18 protein-coding genes are annotated in these 19,090 nt (G+C 62.3%); 11 read left to right on the top strand and 7 right to left on the bottom strand.

The window, feature by feature from the left end; genetic code table 11:
- Window positions 1-235: 235 nt before the first annotated feature.
- From cysS to cimA, 4 genes are read left to right on the top strand one after another with little or no spacing between them, the layout of a single operon-like run.
- Window positions 236-1,654: a cysteine--tRNA ligase gene (cysS, locus tag C6Y62_RS10780; protein WP_173953907.1), complete on the top strand. Its 1,419-nt coding sequence runs from the start codon at window positions 236-238 to the stop codon at window positions 1,652-1,654.
- The gene (locus C6Y62_RS16635; protein WP_272481811.1) at window positions 1,651-1,773 is read left to right on the top strand and encodes a hypothetical protein; all 123 of its coding nucleotides are present in this window, start codon (window positions 1,651-1,653) and stop codon (window positions 1,771-1,773) included. The genes cysS and C6Y62_RS16635 overlap by 4 nt, the downstream gene beginning before the upstream one ends.
- A gap of 9 nt (window positions 1,774-1,782) precedes the next feature.
- Window positions 1,783-2,277, top strand: a complete 495-nt coding sequence (locus tag C6Y62_RS10775; RefSeq protein WP_173953906.1) for a GNAT family N-acetyltransferase — start codon at window positions 1,783-1,785, stop codon at window positions 2,275-2,277.
- A gap of 4 nt (window positions 2,278-2,281) precedes the next feature.
- Window positions 2,282-3,916, top strand: a complete 1,635-nt coding sequence (gene cimA / locus C6Y62_RS10770) for a citramalate synthase (protein WP_173953905.1) — start codon at window positions 2,282-2,284, stop codon at window positions 3,914-3,916.
- A 53-nt stretch (window positions 3,917-3,969) separates the two neighbouring features.
- Here cimA and C6Y62_RS10765 read toward each other — a convergent pair whose 3' ends face one another.
- A complete protein-coding gene (locus C6Y62_RS10765; RefSeq protein ID WP_173953904.1) occupies window positions 3,970-5,493 on the bottom strand; it encodes a peptide MFS transporter in 1,524 nt (507 codons plus the stop codon).
- Between the two features lie 223 nt (window positions 5,494-5,716).
- Here C6Y62_RS10765 and C6Y62_RS10760 point away from each other — a divergent pair, with 223 nt between their 5' ends.
- Complete coding sequence (locus tag C6Y62_RS10760) at window positions 5,717-6,013, top strand: hypothetical protein (RefSeq protein WP_068459145.1); 297 nt, start codon at window positions 5,717-5,719, stop codon at window positions 6,011-6,013.
- Window positions 6,014-6,104: 91 nt separating this feature from the next.
- On the opposite strand, the gene meaB is transcribed toward C6Y62_RS10760, so the two are convergent.
- Complete coding sequence (gene meaB, locus C6Y62_RS10755) at window positions 6,105-7,073, bottom strand: methylmalonyl Co-A mutase-associated GTPase MeaB (protein ID WP_246274569.1); 969 nt, start codon at window positions 7,071-7,073, stop codon at window positions 6,105-6,107.
- A 117-nt stretch (window positions 7,074-7,190) separates the two neighbouring features.
- Entirely contained in the window at window positions 7,191-8,174 is a 984-nt protein-coding gene (locus tag C6Y62_RS10750; protein WP_173953902.1) for a zinc metalloprotease HtpX, read from the bottom strand.
- Between the two features lie 160 nt (window positions 8,175-8,334).
- Between C6Y62_RS10750 and C6Y62_RS10745 the strand changes: the two genes are divergently transcribed.
- Together C6Y62_RS10745 and C6Y62_RS10740 are read left to right on the top strand one after the other, a co-directional pair.
- Window positions 8,335-8,493 carry a DUF5993 family protein gene (locus C6Y62_RS10745; RefSeq protein ID WP_173953901.1) on the top strand — a complete coding sequence of 53 codons (159 nt, stop codon included), beginning with the start codon at window positions 8,335-8,337 and terminating at the stop codon, window positions 8,491-8,493.
- A 120-nt stretch (window positions 8,494-8,613) separates the two neighbouring features.
- A complete protein-coding gene (locus C6Y62_RS10740; RefSeq protein WP_210258037.1) occupies window positions 8,614-9,171 on the top strand; it encodes a disulfide bond formation protein B in 558 nt (185 codons plus the stop codon).
- A 47-nt stretch (window positions 9,172-9,218) separates the two neighbouring features.
- Here the strand turns inward: C6Y62_RS10740 and C6Y62_RS10735 are convergent, their stop codons facing one another.
- The gene (locus C6Y62_RS10735) at window positions 9,219-9,851 is read right to left on the bottom strand and encodes an LOG family protein (RefSeq protein WP_173953900.1); all 633 of its coding nucleotides are present in this window, start codon (window positions 9,849-9,851) and stop codon (window positions 9,219-9,221) included.
- Window positions 9,852-10,087: 236 nt separating this feature from the next.
- On the opposite strand from C6Y62_RS10735, the gene C6Y62_RS10730 reads away from it, so the two are divergent.
- Together C6Y62_RS10730 and C6Y62_RS10725 are read left to right on the top strand one after the other, a co-directional pair.
- Entirely contained in the window at window positions 10,088-12,832 is a 2,745-nt protein-coding gene (locus tag C6Y62_RS10730) for a hypothetical protein (RefSeq protein WP_173953899.1), read from the top strand.
- Between the two features lie 256 nt (window positions 12,833-13,088).
- On the top strand, window positions 13,089-15,029 hold the full coding sequence (locus tag C6Y62_RS10725; protein ID WP_173953898.1) for an ABCB family ABC transporter ATP-binding protein/permease: 1,941 nt from the start codon (window positions 13,089-13,091) through the stop codon (window positions 15,027-15,029).
- 162 nt (window positions 15,030-15,191) lie between these two features.
- Here C6Y62_RS10725 and C6Y62_RS10720 read toward each other — a convergent pair whose 3' ends face one another.
- Window positions 15,192-15,632 (bottom strand): pseudoazurin, encoded by a 441-nt coding sequence (locus C6Y62_RS10720; protein ID WP_068459169.1) that lies wholly within the window; start codon window positions 15,630-15,632, stop codon window positions 15,192-15,194.
- Window positions 15,633-15,924: 292 nt separating this feature from the next.
- On the opposite strand from C6Y62_RS10720, the gene C6Y62_RS10715 reads away from it, so the two are divergent.
- The gene (locus tag C6Y62_RS10715; RefSeq protein WP_173953897.1) at window positions 15,925-16,698 is read left to right on the top strand and encodes a hypothetical protein; all 774 of its coding nucleotides are present in this window, start codon (window positions 15,925-15,927) and stop codon (window positions 16,696-16,698) included.
- A 13-nt stretch (window positions 16,699-16,711) separates the two neighbouring features.
- Here C6Y62_RS10715 and soxZ read toward each other — a convergent pair whose 3' ends face one another.
- Window positions 16,712-17,035, bottom strand: a complete 324-nt coding sequence (gene soxZ, locus C6Y62_RS10710; RefSeq protein WP_173953896.1) for a thiosulfate oxidation carrier complex protein SoxZ — start codon at window positions 17,033-17,035, stop codon at window positions 16,712-16,714.
- A 13-nt stretch (window positions 17,036-17,048) separates the two neighbouring features.
- On the bottom strand, window positions 17,049-17,519 hold the full coding sequence (locus tag C6Y62_RS10705; RefSeq protein WP_173953895.1) for a thiosulfate oxidation carrier protein SoxY: 471 nt from the start codon (window positions 17,517-17,519) through the stop codon (window positions 17,049-17,051).
- Between the two features lie 236 nt (window positions 17,520-17,755).
- On the opposite strand from C6Y62_RS10705, the gene C6Y62_RS10700 reads away from it, so the two are divergent.
- Complete coding sequence (locus tag C6Y62_RS10700) at window positions 17,756-19,051, top strand: NAD(P)/FAD-dependent oxidoreductase (protein ID WP_338074476.1); 1,296 nt, start codon at window positions 17,756-17,758, stop codon at window positions 19,049-19,051.
- Window positions 19,052-19,090 lie beyond the last annotated feature (39 nt).

Here is a 19,090-nt window from a genome sequence, read left to right as displayed (position 1 = left end):
GGAAAACAGCGGCCGATCCATGCATTACCCTGGCCTGGCTTGACGAAGGAACGTGAGTTTGCGCATAACGGCGGGCATGAAGCGCATGCTGCGTCAAACGCCGCCGGCCTGTTGTGCGGCACCGATTTTTATTCTGAGCTAGCACATCCCCGCTGGCGCGCGGCGCGCTTCTTTGGCCAAATTCTGACAGAGAAATCGTCCCCGTCAGCGGCTCCCGACGAGATCAGGGACCACTATGGCCGAGCTGCAATCACTGAGACTGTACAACACGCTGACCCGCCGCAAGGAGGAATTCGTTCCGCTCGATGCGCAGAACGTGCGCATGTATGTGTGCGGGCCGACCGTCTATGATTATGCCCACATCGGCAACGCGCGCCCGGTGATCGTGTTCGACGTGCTGTTCCGGCTGTTGCGTCACGTCTACGGCGCCGATCACGTCAAGTATGTGCGCAACATCACGGACGTCGACGACAAGATCAATGCGCGGGCGGCGGATGAAGGCATCTCGATCCGCGAGCTGACGGAGCGGACGGCGAAGCAGTTCCACGAGGACATCGCCGCGCTGGGCGTGCTGCCGCCGACCGTGGAGCCGCGCGCGACTGAACACATCGAGGAAATGAAGACGCTGATCGAGGCGCTGATCGCCAACGGTCACGCCTATGCGGCCGAAGGGCATGTGCTGTTCGATGTGCCTTCGATGCCGGATTACGGCAAGCTTTCCAACCGCACGCTGGACGAGATGGCCGCGGGTGCCCGCGTTGAGGTGGCGCCCTACAAGAAAGACCCGATGGACTTCGTGCTGTGGAAGCCATCGAAGCCCGGCGAGCCGTCATGGCCATCGCCCGCAGGCATCGCCGAACCGGGGCGACCGGGCTGGCATATCGAGTGCTCGGCAATGGCGGGCAAGCATCTGGGCGATGTGTTCGACATCCACGGCGGCGGCATCGATCTGGTGTTTCCGCACCACGAGAACGAGATCGCGCAGTCGCGCTGCGCGCATGGCTCGCAGGTGATGGCGCGTTACTGGTTGCACAACGGCTTTCTGCAGGTTGAAGGCGAGAAGATGTCGAAGTCGCTCGGCAACTTCATCACCATTCACGATCTGCTGCAGGAGTGGTCCGGCGAGGTTGTGCGCTTCAACATGCTGCGCACGCATTACCGCCAACCGATCGACTGGACACGCAAGGCGCTGGAGGAATCGAAGGCGACGCTGGATCGCTGGGGCGAGATCAGCGATCGCATCGGCGGCGCACTGCAGAAGGATTGCATGCCCGATGGCGCGGTTCTCGATGCGCTGAAGGATGATCTTAACACACCATTGGCCATCGCCCGGCTGCACGAGCTGGCGAAGGATGCGCGCAGCGGCGACAGTGCAAGCGGTGAGAAGTGGCTGGCTTCCGCCGCATTGATGGGCTTCGATGTTGCGCGCTGGCATGCGCCGGTGCAGAGCGCTGATCTGGTTGAGGTGACCGATCCCGATCTCGCAGTGCGCGTTAACACTTTGGTGGCGCAGCGCGGCGAGGCGCGTAAAGCGAAAAACTTCAAGGAAGCTGACCGTATTCGCGACGAACTTGCAGCTTCTGGTGTTATCCTGAAAGACGCCAAGGACACGGCGACGGGCGAAATCGTAACAACCTGGGAGCTGGCACGATGAGCGACGACTGGCGCAAGGATACGCCCGAGCCACGCCACTGGCTGATTTACACACTGGTGAAGATCGGCATCGCGCTGCTGGCGTTCTGGCTGGCCGCGCAGGCGTTCGGTTATCTCTGATCGTTCGCTATGGCATCCTCAATCCCGCTTCGTCCCTTTCTGCCCGCCGACACGCCGGCGCTGCGCGAGCTTTTCGCACAGTCGATCGAGGAGTTGACTGCGGACGACTACGACGAGGACCAGCGCATCGCTTGGGCCAGATCAGCGGCCGACGCCGATGCGTTTGCCAAGAAGCTTGCCTCCATGACAACTCTGGTGGCGTTGGTCGGTGGTAGCCACGCAGGCTTTGCGGCTCTTAAGAACAACGACACGGTGGAGATGTTATTCGTCCATCCACACTATGCCGGACAGGGGGTTGGGTCGGCGTTGGCGGAAGCCGTCGAGCGGCTTGCGCAGGGGCGGGGCACCAAGGAAATCTCTGTCGAGGCCAGCGATACTGCGGAGGCGTTTTTCGCGGACCGTGGCTATCAGGCGATGCAACGAAACATGGTGCCGCGAGATGATCAGTGGCTCGCCAACACCACCATGAAGAAGCGCCTAGGCGCCGTCGATAACGACAGTTGAGTGTATGAGCAAAGAGCGTCTGTACCTGTTCGATACAACGCTGCGCGATGGCGCGCAGACGACCGGCATCGACTTCTCCGTTGAGGAGAAGCGCCGCATTGCTGCGGTGCTGGATGATCTCGGCGTTGATTACGTTGAAGGCGGCTTTCCGGGGGCGAACGCCACCGACACGCGCCTGTTTGAAAATCCGCCGGCACTGGAAACTGCGCGGCTGACCGCTTTCGGCATGGTGAAGCGCGCGGGGCGCTCGGTTTCCAACGACAGCGGCTTTCAGGCCGTGATGGCCGCGAAGTGCCCGGCGATCTGCCTCGTTGCGAAGGCGTGGGATTATCACGTGCGCGTGGCGCTCGGCATCAGCAACGATGAGAACCTGGCAGCGATCGCGCAGTCGGTTGAGGCGATTGTCGCCAGCGGCCGCGAAGCCATGATTGACTGCGAGCATTTCTTTGACGGCTACAAGGGCAACGCTGCCTATGCGCTTGCTGTCGCCCGCACCGCCTATGAAGCCGGCGCGCGCTGGGTGGTGCTGTGCGATACCAATGGCGGCACGCTTCCGCACGAATTCGAGCACATCATTGCCGACGTGACGAAGGTGGTGCCGGGCAGCCATCTGGGCATTCACACGCACAACGACACAGAAAATGCGGTGGCCAATTCGCTGATGGCGGTGCGCGCGGGCGTGCGCCAGATTCAAGGCACACTGAACGGCATCGGTGAGCGCTGCGGCAACGCCAACCTCACCTCCATTATCCCGACGCTGCTGCTGAAGAGCGAGTTTGCGGATCGCTTTGAAACCGGTGTTACGCCCGCGCGCTTGCGTCAGCTCACGCACGCCAGCCGCATTCTGGATGAGATCCTGAACCGCAATCCCGATCGCCATGCGCCGTATGTCGGCGAAAGCGCGTTCGCAACCAAGGCCGGCATTCATGCTTCAGCGATCCTGAAGGATCCGCAGACGTATGAGCATGTTGCGCCGGAAAGCGTCGGCAATCGCCGCCGTCTGCTGGTTTCGAAGCAGGGCGGGAAATCCAGCATTCTGGCGGCGATGGAGAAGCTGGGCATTCCGGTCGATCGCGATGAAGCCGTGCTGGTGCGCGTGCTGGACGAAGTAAAATCGCGCGAAGCGGCGGGCTATTCCTATGAAGCCGCCGAAGCGTCATTCGAACTGCTGGCGCGTCGCATGCTGGGCGAGGTGCCGCGTTATTTCTCCGTCGACAGTTTTCGCGTGATGGTGGAGCGCCGCCACAACGCACAGGGCGATCTGGTAACGGTGGCGGAAGCGATCGTGAAGGTTTCCATCGACGGTGCGGACGAGCCGATCTGGTCGGTGGGTGAAGGCAACGGCCCGGTGAATGCGCTGGATCGCGCGCTGCGCAAGGATCTCGGACGCTTCCAGAAGCACATCGAGAACGTCGAGCTGGTTGATTACAAGGTGCGCATCCTGACCGGCGGCACCGAGGCTGTGACGCGGGTGCTGGTTGAAAGCCTCGATACGGTGACGGGCGAGCGCTGGTTTACCGTAGGCGTTTCGCCCAACATCATCGACGCCAGCTTTGAAGCGCTGCTGGACGCCATCAACTACAAGCTGATGAAGGACGCCGCGCGCGTAGTCGAGCAGGCTGTAGGGCGCGCGGTTTAGAGCACGCGTGACGTTGCCGCAAATCGTGATGCGATGCTTCGCTTCGACGGCGGCTAGCGCAAGTCGCGCATCAGCGATTTCAGCCATGGCACCAGCGCAATCAGCAGCGCGATTGCGACGCCGACCATCAGTGCCTGTTGCAGGAAGAAGCCCGCAAGCGCGGATGGATCGGCGGAGTCATAGCCCGCGCCGAGGATGCCGGCGATCTTGTTACCCCAAGCCATCGACAGGAACCATACGCCCAGCACCAGTCCGACGAGTTGCGGCGGCGCAAGCCTGGTCATGGTGGAAAGGCCGACCGGGCTGAGCAGAAGTTCGCCCGTGGTTTGCAGGAAGAACAGCCCGACAAGCCACAGCGGACTGATGCGGCCCTCGGCGGTGAGCATGGCGGCGGGCACCATCAGCAGAAACGATGCGGCAAGAAACGAGAGCCCCAGCACGAATTTGACGGGGCTGGATGGCTGGCGCGAACCGAGGCGCAGCCACAACGTTGCAAACAGTGGCGCCAGCAGAATGACGAACAGCGGATTGAGCGACTGATACCAGGCAGCAGGGAAGCTCCAGCCCAGCACTTCGTTGCGGGTCAGCTCCTGGGCGAACAGTGCGATGGTGATGCCGGCCTGCTCGAAAATACCCCAGAAGATCATGGAGGCAATGAACAGCACGAACATTGCCGCCAGATGTTTTGCCGCCAATGTGCCGCGCATCGCGAAGAAGATGCAGGCGCCTGCGGGCAGTAACAGGAACAGGCCGCGCAACCATTGCAGCTCGGGCCGGTCAGACAGCAGCGTCAGCACAAGAATGGCGAGCGTGCCGCCTGCGACCAGCAACGCAGGCCGCAGCGATGAATGATCGTGAGGCGATATATATGGCGATGATGTTTCGCGCGACATAGATGGCGCAGCTGTGAGACTATGATCCAGCGTTGATATGCGCCGCACGTAAAGCATGAGGCCGATGGTCATGCCGATGCCCGCAGCGGCGAAGCCCCAGTGCCAGCTGCTGGCGGGATCGAAGCCGTTCGCGGCGAGCCATTGCTTGAGCCACGCGCTCTGCGCCAGAAATCCGGTGACCAGCGGCGCCAGCAAGCCGCCGATGTTGATACCCATGTAGAAAATGGAAAAGCCGGCATCGCGCCGATCATCGCCCGGCGCATAAAGGCGGCCGACGAGCGCGCTGATGTTGGGCTTGAAGAGGCCGGTGCCCAGGGCAACGAGACAGAGCCCGAGATAGAAGCCCCACAGCGTTGGTACAGCCAGCGCGAAATGACCCAGGGCGATGGTGCTGCCGCCGATAAGCACGGAGCGGTGCGCGCCGAGATATCGGTCGGCGATGAAACCGCCAGGAATGGCCAACAGATAAACGGCCATGGTGTAATTGCCATAAATGCGCGCGGCTTCGACAGTTGAGAGCCCCAGACCGCCGGCAGCGATGGGCGCGACGATGAACAGCGTCAGCAGCGCGCGCATTCCATAATATGAAAATCGTTCCCACAGTTCGGTGAAAAACAGCGTCGATAACCCTTGCGGCTGTCCGCCGAAAAGCCCGCGCCTTGCGGATGCGCCATTCTTCGCCATGCCGGCGCTTATGCTCCCCCTGATGTCGCGGCGAAAACGTTTCGAGCCGCCGATCAAAAACACGCTGCAGTTTTACACCGCACAAACCAACGGTGCTGATTGCGCTTGGTCGTGTCAAGTCGGGGCGACAGACTTGGCGTGCTCAATCGTAGGGCGTCGGTTGCAGTTGAGCAGTGACGGTTGAGCGAGGGGCGATATGCATCGTTGAAAGAGGAAGTCTGCAATGCAAAGACGCCTGAACATATCATCCGTTATCGCGACGTCTGTGTTCGCAATGCTTGCGGCGGCTGCCGCCAGTGGCGCAGCTTTGGCACAGGATGGATTCCCTGATCCGAACTCGACGGCCAACACGTTCCCTGCTCCGCAGACCGGAACGCCGACCGATCCGGCGGCGAGCGACAACCCAATGGCGCGCGTTCCAACCGCGCGTGAGAACGGTGTCGGCTATCAGTCCGAAGGTGTGATTGTGGGCACGCCGCAAGGGATCGTGGAGCTTGAAGAAGACCAGGTGGACAATTGATCACCGGCACTGCCACCGCTGCAGTGAAAACGGAAAGGGCGCCTGTGATGGGCGCCCTTTTTGCAACCGCTTGTGAGGGTAGCGGTGAATTTTATAGCGCCTTGAGTAGCTGACGCGCTGCTTCTTCCGGTGGGATCGATCCGCCCAAAACCTGATCGGCGAACGTATCCAGTTTGGCAGCGCCGCCTGCACGAATGCGTGCGGCGACAAGATCGGCCGCCGCGCGGGCAATGAGATAGCGCGCACGCCGCCGCCGCCGCGCCAGCGGCTCGCTGGCGTTCTGGCCCGCACCATCGGCGCTCATCGCTTCGACCAGTTCGGCGACACCTTCACCGCTGGTGGCTGTGGTTTTCAGCACTGGAATTTTGGTGTTGCGCAAGGCGCGGATGGAAAGCGCGCCCAGCAACTGCTGCATGGTTTCTTCAGCGCCCGGCCGGTCGCCCTTGTTGACGACCATGATGTCGGCGATTTCCAGCAGGCCCGATTTCATCGCCTGAATGTCATCACCAAGGCCCGGTGCGGAAATGACGATGCGCACGTCAGCCACTTCAGCGACGTCGATCTCGTTCTGGCCGGTGCCTACGGTCTCGAGCAGGATGACATCGCGGCCGGCTGCGTCGAACGCATCGATGATGCGAACAGCCGCGGGCGACAGACCGCCGAGATAGCCGCGGCTGGCGAGCGAGCGCACGAACACGCCGTCATCGTCCAGCGCGGCAGTCATGCGAATGCGGTCGCCGAGGATGGCGCCGCCGGAAACGGGGCTGGATGGATCGACGGCGATGACGCCAACGGTCTTGCCGGCCTTGCGCAGCTCAGCGATCACCGCGTTGACCAGCGTCGACTTGCCGGCGCCGGGCGGGCCGGTGAAGCCGACGACGAGAGCGTGGCCGAGGTGCGGCTGCATCGCGCGCAGCAGCAGTGGAGAGGCGGCGGACAGCCGTTCCAGCTCCGTGATGACCAGTGCAGTGGCGCGCCGCTGGCCGGAACGCATGCTCTCGATCAGCGCAGCGGCTTCGGTATCTGTCTCGATGCGCTGGCGCGCCCGGTTTGTCATCATCTCAGCCATGCCCGGCTGATAAGCGTAAATCGGCGGGTGAGGCAAGCGTGGCCAAGCGCCTCAATGGCTTCTGTTGCAGGTTTGGGGCTGTCATGGGGCCTGAATTCTTGTCGTTCATCAGAACCATACGCCGGGAAAGCGGTAGCGCGGCCGCAATTTTATCGGCCCGGCCCCGACCAGAGAAATACGTGGCGTTTCAGCGGTGTCGAGCGGCGGTATCGGCGGCGGCTGGAACGAGCTGACCAACGCGATGCGCTGCGCGGTCGGTGGCGGCAGACGCAGCATGGACGGCAGCGGCACTTTGCGTGCCGGAACCGGCGGCAGCAGGTCATCGAGCGGTGAGCCGGCTAAAATGTCAAAGCGCGCGATGGCTGAGGCCAGCCCCATCGGATCGCCGGTCAGGAGCGTCGCGGCGCGGTCAATGGCAAACTCGCGGCTGCGCGACAGCGCAAGCTGCACCAGCGTCATCAGCACCGGACTGGCGACCAGCACCAGCACCGTCGTCCACGGCACAGGTTCCTCGCCGCTGATGGCGCGAAACAGGTTGAGGCCCGCCAATACCAGTCCGGCATAATAGAACGCCTGAGCAACGCGCGAGATGTTATCGGCGATGCCGAACAGCACCGGATCGCCGCGACGGGTATGCGCAACTTCCCGGGCGAGCATGGCGGTGATCTCGCGCAAGGTCAGTTGGCGCAGCAGCCCTTCGCTGAAGGCGGTTGCGCTGTGGGCGGGGCGCCCCATCGAGAAGATGCTGAGCTGCAGGCTGGGCACCATGTACAGCCGCGGCGCCTGCGGCAGACCTCCGCGCCGGGCTAGCTCGGCAGCGATGCGATCCAGCTGGGCAAGATCGCCGGCCTGATACGGCTGCGCTCCGTAAAGGCGCATCATGAGTTCCGGCGGCACATAGAAAGCTGCCATAGCGATGCCGGCTGCGGCGAGCGCACCGACGACCGGCGCGCCGATGCCGAGATAGGGCCACAACACTAGCGCGACCAACGCACCGAAGGCGAGCAACAGTGCCGCCGCCTGCGCAATGTTCGTGGCGGTTGCACTGCGGTCCGCCGCACGACTCGCGCTATGTTCTATGTCGATGGTCATCGTTGGTTGTCAGAATCCGGCGCCGATTCGGGTGTTGGGTTGAAACGTGATCGTGCCGCGACGGCATTTGGTGAGCCAACTGGGGAAACGCATTGCCCCGGTTGCCGGTTTCCGGCCGCTGCGGCGCTAACTGGCAATCACTGTAGCAGGAGAGCGACCTGTGGAATTTTTTATCGCGTTCCTGAATTTCGGTCTCGCGATGTGGCTTGCCTGGCGGCATCAGCCAACAACGGCGCTGTATGTGTTCTTCGCCGGGCTGATCTTCGCGACGGCGCTGTTCATGCGCCATGCCACAACCGAGTTGCCGCTTTCGTTCTAGAGCCTTTCAGCGTTTCGGAAAACCGGGCGCCACTTTTCCGGAATCACTCTCTCAACCCGTGCTTCTTATCGGAAAGCCGGTACCCACTTTTCCGGAAGCACTCCAGGAGACGACCGATCGATGGACATCAGTGCGCAACAGGCTGTGAGGCTGAACGCGTTGGCGCTTTATGCGATTTCGGCGGTGCTGCTGGTCGCGTTTTACTGGCAGCTTGCCTACGATGAGCTGCCGTGCCCGCTATGTCTGTTGCAGCGGGTGGCGTTCGTGGCGATGGCCGTGGGGCCCATCCTGACCATCCGTTTCGGGCCTAAGCCGCTGCATTACGCGCTGGTGCTGTTTGCAGCGCTGCTGGGCGCTTCGGTAGCCGCGCGGCAGATCCTGCTGCACATCATGCCGGGCGATGCCGGCTTCGGCTCGGCCTTCATGGGCTATCATTTTTACACGTGGGCATTCATCGTTTTCGTTGCGGGAATCTTTGCGGCCGCCGTGATGCTGTGTTTCGGCGGCCAGTTCTCGCGATCCGATGCAGCCGATGCAACGCCTCGGCGCGGCCAGTTCGAGATGGGCGCGGTTGCGCTTGTCATGGCGCTGACCGCGCTCAATGCGGCCAGCGTGTTGCTTGAGTGTGGGTTCGCATCGTGCCCTGGCAATCCGGTGCATTACGAACTGCTGCAGTAACAGGTGCCGCGCGGCTGGCCTTCGAACCGACCGTCTGCAATCCGCGTCTAGAACTTGGCGAGGATCGCTTCGTCGGTGGCTTCACGCTGCGGCGCCCATGCGCCGAGCACTGCTGGCACGATCTGGCTGGCCTCGCCGACAACCGTAAAGCGCACGTCGAGACCGGCCCGGATGAAGGCGTCGGACTTCATGTGCGACAGCAGGTTGAGGAATGGCGTCCAGAAGCCCGCAATGTTGGCGACGATGATCGGCTTCTTGTGCTGGCCGAGCTGCGCCCACGTCAGCTGCTCCACCAGTTCTTCAAGCGTGCCGATGCCACCGGGCAGGGCGACGAACGCATCCGAGTGATCGAACATGAGCTGTTTGCGCTGATGCATGTTGTCGGTGACGATCAGCTCGTCGACGTCGTCCATCATGGCTTCGCGTTCGATCAGGAAGCCGGGGATGATGCCGGTGACGCGGCCGCCATGCTTCAGTGTGGTCGCAGCAACTTCGCCCATCAGGCCAAGGCTGCCGCCGCCGTAAACAAGGCCGATGCCGTTGGCGGCGAGGGCAGCACCCAGCGTGCGTGCTGCTTCGACATAGGCGGGGTTGATGCCAGGGCCGGAGCCGCAATAGACGCAGACGTTGCGTGGGGTTGCGGCGAAATCGTTGTTTCCGTTGATATTCTTCGTGCTCATTCAAAGGTCCGTTTTGGGGCCGGATGATCCGGCGACATAGACCCATATGGTGATTGTCGGGCCGTTTTCGCAGTGCCGACCTGTTGCACAGCATCAACCCATTATCCGATTTTTTGATGACGGTTTGGCTCACCGCCCGTCATGTGCTTAATGATTTGGATAAACTTGGCGGCCGTCAGAGAACCGCCACAAATAGCGGTCCCGCTGGGGTTATGCGGGTAGGGTGCGGGCGTTCCATGTCGAGTAAGCGTATCGTTTTCGCGTTGGCCGTCTTTGGTATGGCCAACTCCGTCATTGCCCCGGTTTTGGCCCCGGTCGAGGCTTGGGCCGAAGAGCGCCAGCCAGCGACGCCGAGCGGTGTCCGTCAGCAGGCCGAGGATCTGGCCAAGGCTGCCTCGGAAGAGTTTTCCGATCTTCTGGCCCCGGATCAAAAGAAAAACGCTGTTGCTGCGCCTGCTGCCGCTGAGACTGTGGCTTCTGATGCCAATCCCAAGGGCGGCGACGCGAGCACGCCCGAGACCACGATCGATACTGCGCTGGCTCCGGTCTGGGACTGGCTGGCCCGTTCGGCCAAAACCTATGACGGCGTTGTTGTTGCCCAGTTGCGCAGCGGCGAGAACTGGGCCGCCACCTTTGAACGCAATGGCATTTCAACCGGCACGATCATAGCCGCTGCAACCGGCGCCCCCGAGAACGCAAACGCGTCTGCGGGCGGCGAGAGCCCTGAGCCGCATGGCTGGGGCGGCTTTGTGGAATCGGTGCGCGACTGGCTGGCGCGTGCCAACCGCAGTTATCGCAACGAGATCGTCAAGCCGCTGCGCGAACTGCTGCCGGGCGAGCCGAGCGAATTTGCGCAGCCGGAGGAGCAGAAGGCACCGCCGGTTAAGGTCAGCCGCGCCGATACGGCCGGCGGTGCTCCCGCACCTGCCGGTTCTCCCGCTGCTATCGCTATGCCGAAGGAACTGGTGGCCGATCGCGCCAGCAAGCGGCGCGCTGAGGCTGAGCGCAAGGCCAAGCGCGAAGCGGCAACCGTTGCGCTGACGGAGCAGACGAGCCTTGCCAGGGAATCCGAGGCAAGGCGTCTGGCGGATGTAACGGCGAAGAACAAGATTGCGCGTGAAGCGGAGGCGCAACGCCTCGCAGCGGATGCGGCCGCCGAAGCCCAGCGTGCAGCGGCTGAAAAAGCGCAGCTGGCGGCGGAAGAGGCAAAGCAGCGTCTGGCCGCTGAGGCAGATGCCACCGCGAAGCGTCAGCAGGAAGCACAGCGCATTGCCCGCGCCACCAATCTGGCGAAGGCATCGGAAGCGCGCCGTCTGGCGGAGATTGAAACGAAAGCTCAGGCCGTGCGTGCGGCGGAGGAGCAGCGTCGGGCGGAGCAGGCCGAGGCCGAACGCGCCGCTGAGATTGCACGCACAGAGGCGGAGGCGCGCCGTTTGCTGTCCGCTGCGGCTGCGGAAGAGGCGCGCGTCAAGCGCGAAGAGGAAGCACGGCGGATTGCCAAGGCTGCCGAGCAGGCGCGCGCATCCGAAGCGCAGCGCCTGGCCGATGTTGCCGCGAAGGCCAAGGCCGCGCAGGAAGCCGAAGCAAAGCGTCTGGCCGAGGAGCAGCAGCGTCTTGCGGCTGAAGCGGCCGAGCGCGCCCGGAAAGAGGCGGAAGCCAAACGGCAGGCTGAAGAGCAGCGGCTTGCAGCCGAAGCGGAAACGCGCCGCAAGGCCGCTGTAGAAGCTGAAGCCAAATCCCGGCGCGCGGCTGAAGAAGCGGCTGAACGCGCTGCGGTGGCCGAAGCCGAGGCGGAAGCCAAGCGGCAGGCAGAGATCGAGGCCGAAGCTGAGCGCCGGATCGCGGCGGCGCGCGCGAAGGCTGATCGCGAACAGCAAGTTGCTCTGGCCGAGGCGAAAGTGCCAGCGGCTGCGGCGGCTGGTCGGGCGAAGTCCGGCGATGCACCCGCGGTGGTTCCACCAGCGGCGCAGAACGACGGCGCTTCGATAGCCGACGAGACGATCAGGTCATACACAGCGCCGGTGCCATCGCCGTTGCCGACGACATCGAAGGGCGGCGTGGATCTTTCGCCGGTACCGCCTGCGTCGGAGCTGGCCCGCTCCGGTGTGCCCGCCGGTGAGACGGTCGTGATGGAGCACTCCTCGATCGCGACTGCGCCAAAGGTTGCGGCCAACTCGAAGGGTGGGGATGTCGCGTCCCGCGCCTCTAAAGATGAGTCCCGCGCCTCTGAAGACGCGTCAGGTGCTTCCAACAATGCTCGCCCCGCGTCCAAGGATGTGGCGGCATCAAACGGTGCGAAGGCGCAGACATCGGCGAAATCCCCGGATGTGACGGTGCCGGAAAAGAAAACGCCGGTCTCTCCTGAGAAGAAGCCAGCCGCGCGTGCAACGGCGTCGAAGCAGGTCGACGCGCCTGCGCAGAAGCCAGCAGCTACAGCGCCAAAGCCTGGGAAGCCTGAACGCAAGACGGCATCCGCGCCTGAGCGCAAGCCCAAGCCGGCGGCTCAGCAAGCTCCGGAACGCAAGCCGGCCGTGCCTTCAACCGCGACCGGCGTGCCCAAGGCACGTAAGGAAGTGCTGACGGCAGAGGTGAGCCCGCCTGTCGCCAAGAAGAAGTCGCGCAAGCGCGTGCCCGTCCATGCCACCGGCAGTGCCGGTAAAAAGGCCTATGCGGTTCGCTCGTCAGGGCGGAAGATCGCGCGCTCGCACCATGGCAAACCCGCAAAGCATGCGTACCGCCAGCGCCAGCACCGTTTGGCGCAGGCGTCATCGGTTGTTCGTACTGCGCCTGCGCTCAAGCGCGGTTACCGAGTGCGCCAGTGCGCCTGCCTTTGTGCCAAAGCTACGCCGCGCAAACAGCGGCTGGCTGCGGGCGCAACTTATGTCGGGCCGCGTGTGGTGAAGGTTGAGCGTCGCCAGTACCGCAAGGTTGGGGCGAAGCATAAAAGCACCCGCGTGATCCGTCGCAACCATCGCGGCTGATCCGGAATCGCCTCTCGTCGGGGCGTGAACTGGCGCGCCGCGATCAGGTGCGTCAGCGCATGCTGTAGTTGGCCGCGGGCTGCGTCCCGTCGCATCTGGTCGCAATTCGCGCGCTCACTCGGACACCGGCTAAAAACCGGCTATGCTAGCGCAATCACCCGCACCCCCGAGTTGCGCCGATGACTGGCGGGCTCGCCGTTGCGGCGGCATGCGCGCGCCTTTCGCGCCGTTTCTACATCAAGGTTCATAAGCCCTAATGTCATCTCCATCGGCGCCCGGCGCCGCCTCCAGCGATACCCGCAACGGCCAGGACTATCTCACCCGGCGCCCCAGCCACTGGGATGCGCTACGTGGGTTGCTGCCCTTGGTCTGGCCCGCCGATCGACGCGATTTACGTGTGCGTGTGGTGGTGGCGTTTGGGGTTCTGCTGCTGGCCAAGATCGTCACCGTTTCGGTGCCGGTATTCTACAAGGACGCCACCGATCGGCTCGCCGAGGCGGCGGGCACGGGCAGCTCCGGGATGTACAGTGTCGCCGTTGGCATCGCGATGCTGATCCTGGCCTACGGCACCGGCCGTGTGCTGATGATGGCGCTCAATCAGGTGCGCGACCTTATCTTCACCGAGGTGGGGCAGAACGCGGTGCGCGCGCTCAACAACCGCACCTTCGCGCACCTGCACAGGTTGTCGTTGCGGTTCCATCTGGAGCGGCGCACAGGCGGCCTCTCGCGCGTGATCGAACGGGCGACGCGCGGTGTCGAGCTCATCATCCGCATGGGCATCCTCAACGTAGTGCCGACGGTGGTGGAGCTGCTGCTCGTCTCGGGCATGCTGCTCTACTACTTCGACTGGCGTTATGTCGCGATCATGTACGTGACCGTCGGCGCGTACATGTGGTTCACCTTCGCGGCCAGCGAGCGGCGTATTGCTGTTCGCCGTGAGATGAATGACAGCGACACCGAAGCTAACACCAAGGCGGTCGATAGCCTTCTCAACTTTGAAACCGTCAAACACTTCGGCAACGAGGAACTGGAGGCGCGCCGCTTTGACGATTCAATGGCGCGCTATGAGCGCGCCGCGATCAAGACATTCCGCTGGCTCGCCATTCTCAATACCGGCCAGACGCTGATCTTCACGCTGGGTATGACGGCCTGCATGCTGATGGCAGGACGCGGCGTGGTGATGGGAACGCACACCATCGGCGAGTTTGTGATGATCAACGCGATGTTGATCCAACTTTATATGCCGCTCAATTTTCTCGGCATGGTCTATCGCGAGATCAAGCAGGGCCTGGTCGATCTGGAGCAGATGTTCTCGCTGCTGGGCGAAGCGCCGGAAATCGAGGATCGCCCCGGAGCAAAGCCGCTTGTTGTCAGTCGGGGTGAGATTCGCTTCAACCACGTAGATTTCTTTTACGACGCCGGCAAGCGGCAGGTGCTGCACGACATCACGTTCACGGTGCCGGCTGGCAAGATGGTGGCCATCGTCGGGCCATCGGGCGCCGGCAAGTCCACGCTCGCGCGTCTGATGTTCCGCTTTTATGATGTGACGTCCGGCGCGATCACAATTGACGGTCAGAACATTCGCGACGTGACGCAGAAAAGCCTGCGTGCAGCGATCGGCGTGGTGCCGCAGGACAGTGTGCTGTTCAATGACACCATCTTTTACAACATCAAATATGGCCGGCCCGATGCACCGGATGAGGAGATCTACCGGGCAGCGCAACTGGCGCAGATCGATTCGTTCATCCGTTCTCTGCCGGAGGGCTATGAAACGAAGGTTGGCGAGCGTGGCCTGAAGCTGTCGGGCGGCGAAAAGCAGCGCGTGGCTATTGCGCGGACGATACTCAAGGGGCCGCCGATTCTCATCCTGGATGAAGCGACCAGCGCGCTCGACAGCCATACCGAGCGCGACATTCAGGCAGCGCTGGATGAAGTATCGCGCGAGCGTACGTCGCTGGTAATCGCGCACCGGCTGTCGACGATCATCAACGCGGATCGCATTCTGGTGATGGAAAAAGGCCGCGTGATGGAGCAGGGCACCCATACGGAGCTGATTTCCAGCGGTGGCCTTTACGCGGAATTGTGGGCGCATCAGCGCGAGGCGGAAAAGGCCCGCGAGGAACTGGCCCACGCATTGGAAGATGCCGAGCGCGCCGGAGCCCTGACCAGCGAAGATATTCGATTGATGAAACGCTAAAAAAATTCCGGGCAGCGCCGCTGAGACATACTCAAGCAGCGCTGACCGGAAAAAGAGATGCCGGCCGCCTGGGGAGCGGCCGGCACGGGCGCGGCAACGACACGGGTGCCATCCAGGGATCGTCGCCAGCACCGTTCGGGGGAAGCGGGTAGCCGCCCGAAATTATTTCTTCAGGTTTTCCAGGATCGCGTCCCAACGCTTCTTGGCGCCACCTGCGGGCTTGTAGGCATCGAGCTGAGCCTGATTGGTCGGCTCGCCTGCTACGATCAGCGCCGTCATGCCCATGCCGTAATGGGGAAGGCACTTGATGCCGTAGTAACCGGGCTTCTCAGCCACGAACTCAGCGTCCTGATTGAACTCGCCCTTGAGCTGTTCGACGCCTTCCGGCCAAACCTGAGGAATGGCTTCGGCGTTATGATTTTTGTCGACGACGACGAACTTCACTGTGTCGCCGGGCTCGACGCGCAGGAAGTCAGGCTCGAACACCATGAACTTGCCCTTGCCGTCTGCGTTCTTGACCTTAATCTCGTGCTCTGCTGCCAGTGCTGCACCGCTCAAGCCGATGATGACTGCGGCGAACGTTGCGAAAGTTGCTAGTCTCATTGGGGCGTTCCTTGTGGTCGTAGCGTTGTTGTCTTTATTGTTGACCATAAGAGTATAGAACTGTCAGGCGTCCGTCAATGCTTTCCGCCGAGATGCTATGCAATTGAGCTATGCGCCGGTGGAAATGCTTTGGCTGCGTTCGCGCATGAGAGGAAAACGGGGCCGTTGAACACCGGGATTGTCGCTGGCGGCGAGAAAAGACCATTCGGGCAATGGCGCTGTTATCCGTCCGCTTAGGCTCTGCGGCTATGGTCGTTCTCGGTCGGTGGGCGGCCTGACGGAAATCAGTCCCATGAGTTTTTCGGTTAACAGATTACTGACAGAGACGCTCCGTCGATTGGTGCGCGGACTAACTGGCGTGGTCCGTTTGCTTGTTGCCGGCATCAGGCAGGTATGGCTGCTGCTGCGACCGCCGCTGCTGTTTGCGCTTAATGTTCTCGCAGCGCTGATCGTCGTGTTCGAGGAGTGGGGCTGGCGTCCGCTCAGCGCCGCGCTGGCAAGGCTCGCGCGTTTTCCGCTGTGGGCGCACCTGGAGCGCTCCATCGCCGCGTTGCCGCCCTATGGCGCTTTGCTGGTGTTCACCGTGCCGAGCGTGGTGCTGATCCCGGCCAAGCTGATCGGCGTCTATATGTTCGCCACCGGCCATTTCATCGTCGCGCTGATCGTGATCTTTTTAGCCAAGATCATTTCGACGGCGCTGATCGCGCGCATATTCGAGCTGACGCAGCCGGCACTGATGCAGATCGGCTGGTTCGCCTATGCGTACAACAAATTCATTCCGTGGAAGGGCCGTGTGTTCGCCTGGTTGCGCGCGTCCTGGGTCTGGCGCGTGGGCCGCGTGATCAAGTGGCGGACGATGCGGTCGCTGCGGGCCGGTTGGCAGCGATGGATGCCGACGTTGCGCGCGTCATATGACGGGCTGAAGCAGTTTCTGCGCGCTAGCATGAAGTCGTTGGCTGAAAGATCACGCGCTTTGACTGCGCGGCTGGGATTGGAGAGATTTTTTCCGCCACGCTCGGATGCTGCGGCCCCGAAACAGATAGCGCCGCCGAAACCACGCACATAGCTGCGCTGCGTGTTCAGGTGACGTTGATCGCAATCTTCTCAACCGTCGTGGTGCCGCTGTCGTCCTGCCATGACAGCGTAAGCGTGCCCGATCCCGGCACCTTCATAAAAAACGCGATGTAGGGGTTAGGCGAAATCCCTGAATTGAGATCGGCAGAGAATACTTCGCTGTCGTTGAAGCTGGCCGTGAAGGTATGAATGATATTGCGCGGGATGATGTTGCCGGCGCCATCCTTGCGGTTGCCGGTTTCCATCACGTGCGTTGCCAGTGTGCGGATCTCGATGATAGCGCCGGCATGAATTGGCGAGGGAAGCTTTATACGCGGTGGCTTTCGCATCCTTGCCTCCCGATCAGATACCGCAGCCGCCAACGCCGACATCGACGAGACGCTGCGTAAGCAGCACGCGATCTCCGCTCAGCATTGCCACAACGACGACATCCTGTGTCTGCGCCAGCCGCATGCGGCTGGTGACGCGCGCCTTTCCAGATAGCGGCGTGAAATGGAACGTCGCGACCTGAGCGCGCGGATTTGCGGTCGACAGCAGATACACGGATTTGACGTGATCATCCGGGGTCATCGGGCTTGCAACGTCAATCGTGATCGGCACGTATTCGCCGTTATCGACGCTCTCGGGCAGATCGAGCACAATGCCGCTTTCTAGCGGTGTTGCCTGCTGCAGCACCTTGGCAAGCTCGGACTTGAACTCAGCGGAATACTCCGCCGCCAGCGGCTGCGTGTTTTGCGCCGTCGCGCTTTCGACAAGGGCAACAGTGGCGGCCGCTGCGCTGGCTGAAAGCAGAAATGTCCGTCGATCCAGCATGTCGGCTCCAGTGCCGTGCAGCGCTCGCTCCTACAACAGGTCAGTTGCCGATGCGCGCGCGCTGAGCCTTTCAGCGGTTCGTTGAATCGCGGAAAGGCTCCAGCCGTTTGTTTGGCCGTGCTTCTTGCCGGAAAACCGGTTCCCACTTTTCCGGAAGCACTCTAAGCCTACGATATGGCTACGCACGGCCGGGAACAAGGCGCCACCAGATGATAAATCGCAGGCAATTCGGGCAAGTGATTGCTGGCGCCGCGTTTGGCAGCCAGGCAGCGGAGGTGCTGGCCGCCCCCGCCGTTGTGCGCGCCAAGCCACGGATCGTGGTGGTCGGCGGCGGAGCAGGCGGCGGCACGGTGGCCCATATCGTCAAGCGGCAGGCGCCCGATACAAACGTCACCGTGATAGAGAAGCGCGCCATCTACACGTCGTGCTTCAATTCAAATCATGTCTTCGGCGGCTTTCGTACGTTCCAGTCGCTACAACACGGTTACGACGGGCTGCGCAAGATTGGCATCGATGTCGTTACCGGACAGGCCGATGCGATCGATCGGGCGCAAAAGCGCGTGCGCGTCGGTGATGGCAGCGCCATCGCATACGATTATCTCGTGCTGTCGCCCGGCATCTCGTATCGCTACGACGCAATCGAAGGCTACTCCGCCGAGGTCGCGGATGCGGTGATGCCGCACGCGTGGACGGCCGGGCCGCAAACGCAACTGCTAATGGCGCAACTCGAAGCGATGGACGATGGCGGCGTCGTGGTGATGACGGTGCCAAAAAATCCTTATCGCTGTCCGCCGGGGCCTTATGAGCGCGCGTGCATGATCGCGCATTATCTGAAGACGCATAAGCCGCGCTCGAAGCTGTTGCTGTTCGATGCCAAGCCGTACTTTTCCAAGCAGGCCGCGTTCGAAGAGGCGTTCCGCAAGTATTACGACGGGATCATCGATCTCAACCTCACCAACGAGATTGATGACAACAACGTCGTGCGCGTTGACCCGAAGGAGATGACGGTTGAAACGGCATCGGGCCTGAAGGTGCGCGGCGCGGTGGTGAATGTCATTCCTCCGCAAACCGCGGGGCAGGTTGCGATTGATGCGGGGTGTGCGGATGCTTCAGGCTGGTGTCCGATCCAACCGCAGAATTTCATGTCGGCGCAGGCGGAGGGCATTTACGTCATCGGCGATGCGACGATTGCCAACGACATGCCGAAGTCGGCCTATTCGGCCAACAGCCACGGCCGTGTCGTGGCGGGCGATATTCTGGCGGCGATCAATGGCGACCGTGCAGTTCTGGCCCGGTATCGCAACACCTGCTGGTCGCTGATTGCCGAAGCTGACACGATCAAGATCGGCGCTGACTACGAGCCCGGCCAGCGGGACGGCAGGCCGTATCTGCAAGCGCGGGATGCGTTTGTTTCGCTGCCGGGCGAGAGCGCGCAACTGCGGCGGCGCAATTACGACGAAAGCCTGGCCTGGTATCACGACATCATCGCCGAGGCGCTGAACGATCGAACGGCGCTGATGCGCCAGCTTTAGAGCCTTTCAGGCGTTTCGTTGAATCGCGGAAAGACTCTA

The organism is Hyphomicrobium sulfonivorans, from assembly GCF_013306565.1.
GTDB classification, from domain to species: domain Bacteria; phylum Pseudomonadota; class Alphaproteobacteria; order Rhizobiales; family Hyphomicrobiaceae; genus Hyphomicrobium_A; species Hyphomicrobium_A sulfonivorans.
The sequence above is the reverse complement of the archived record's forward strand: the minus strand, read 5'-3'. Positions and strand labels throughout refer to the sequence as shown.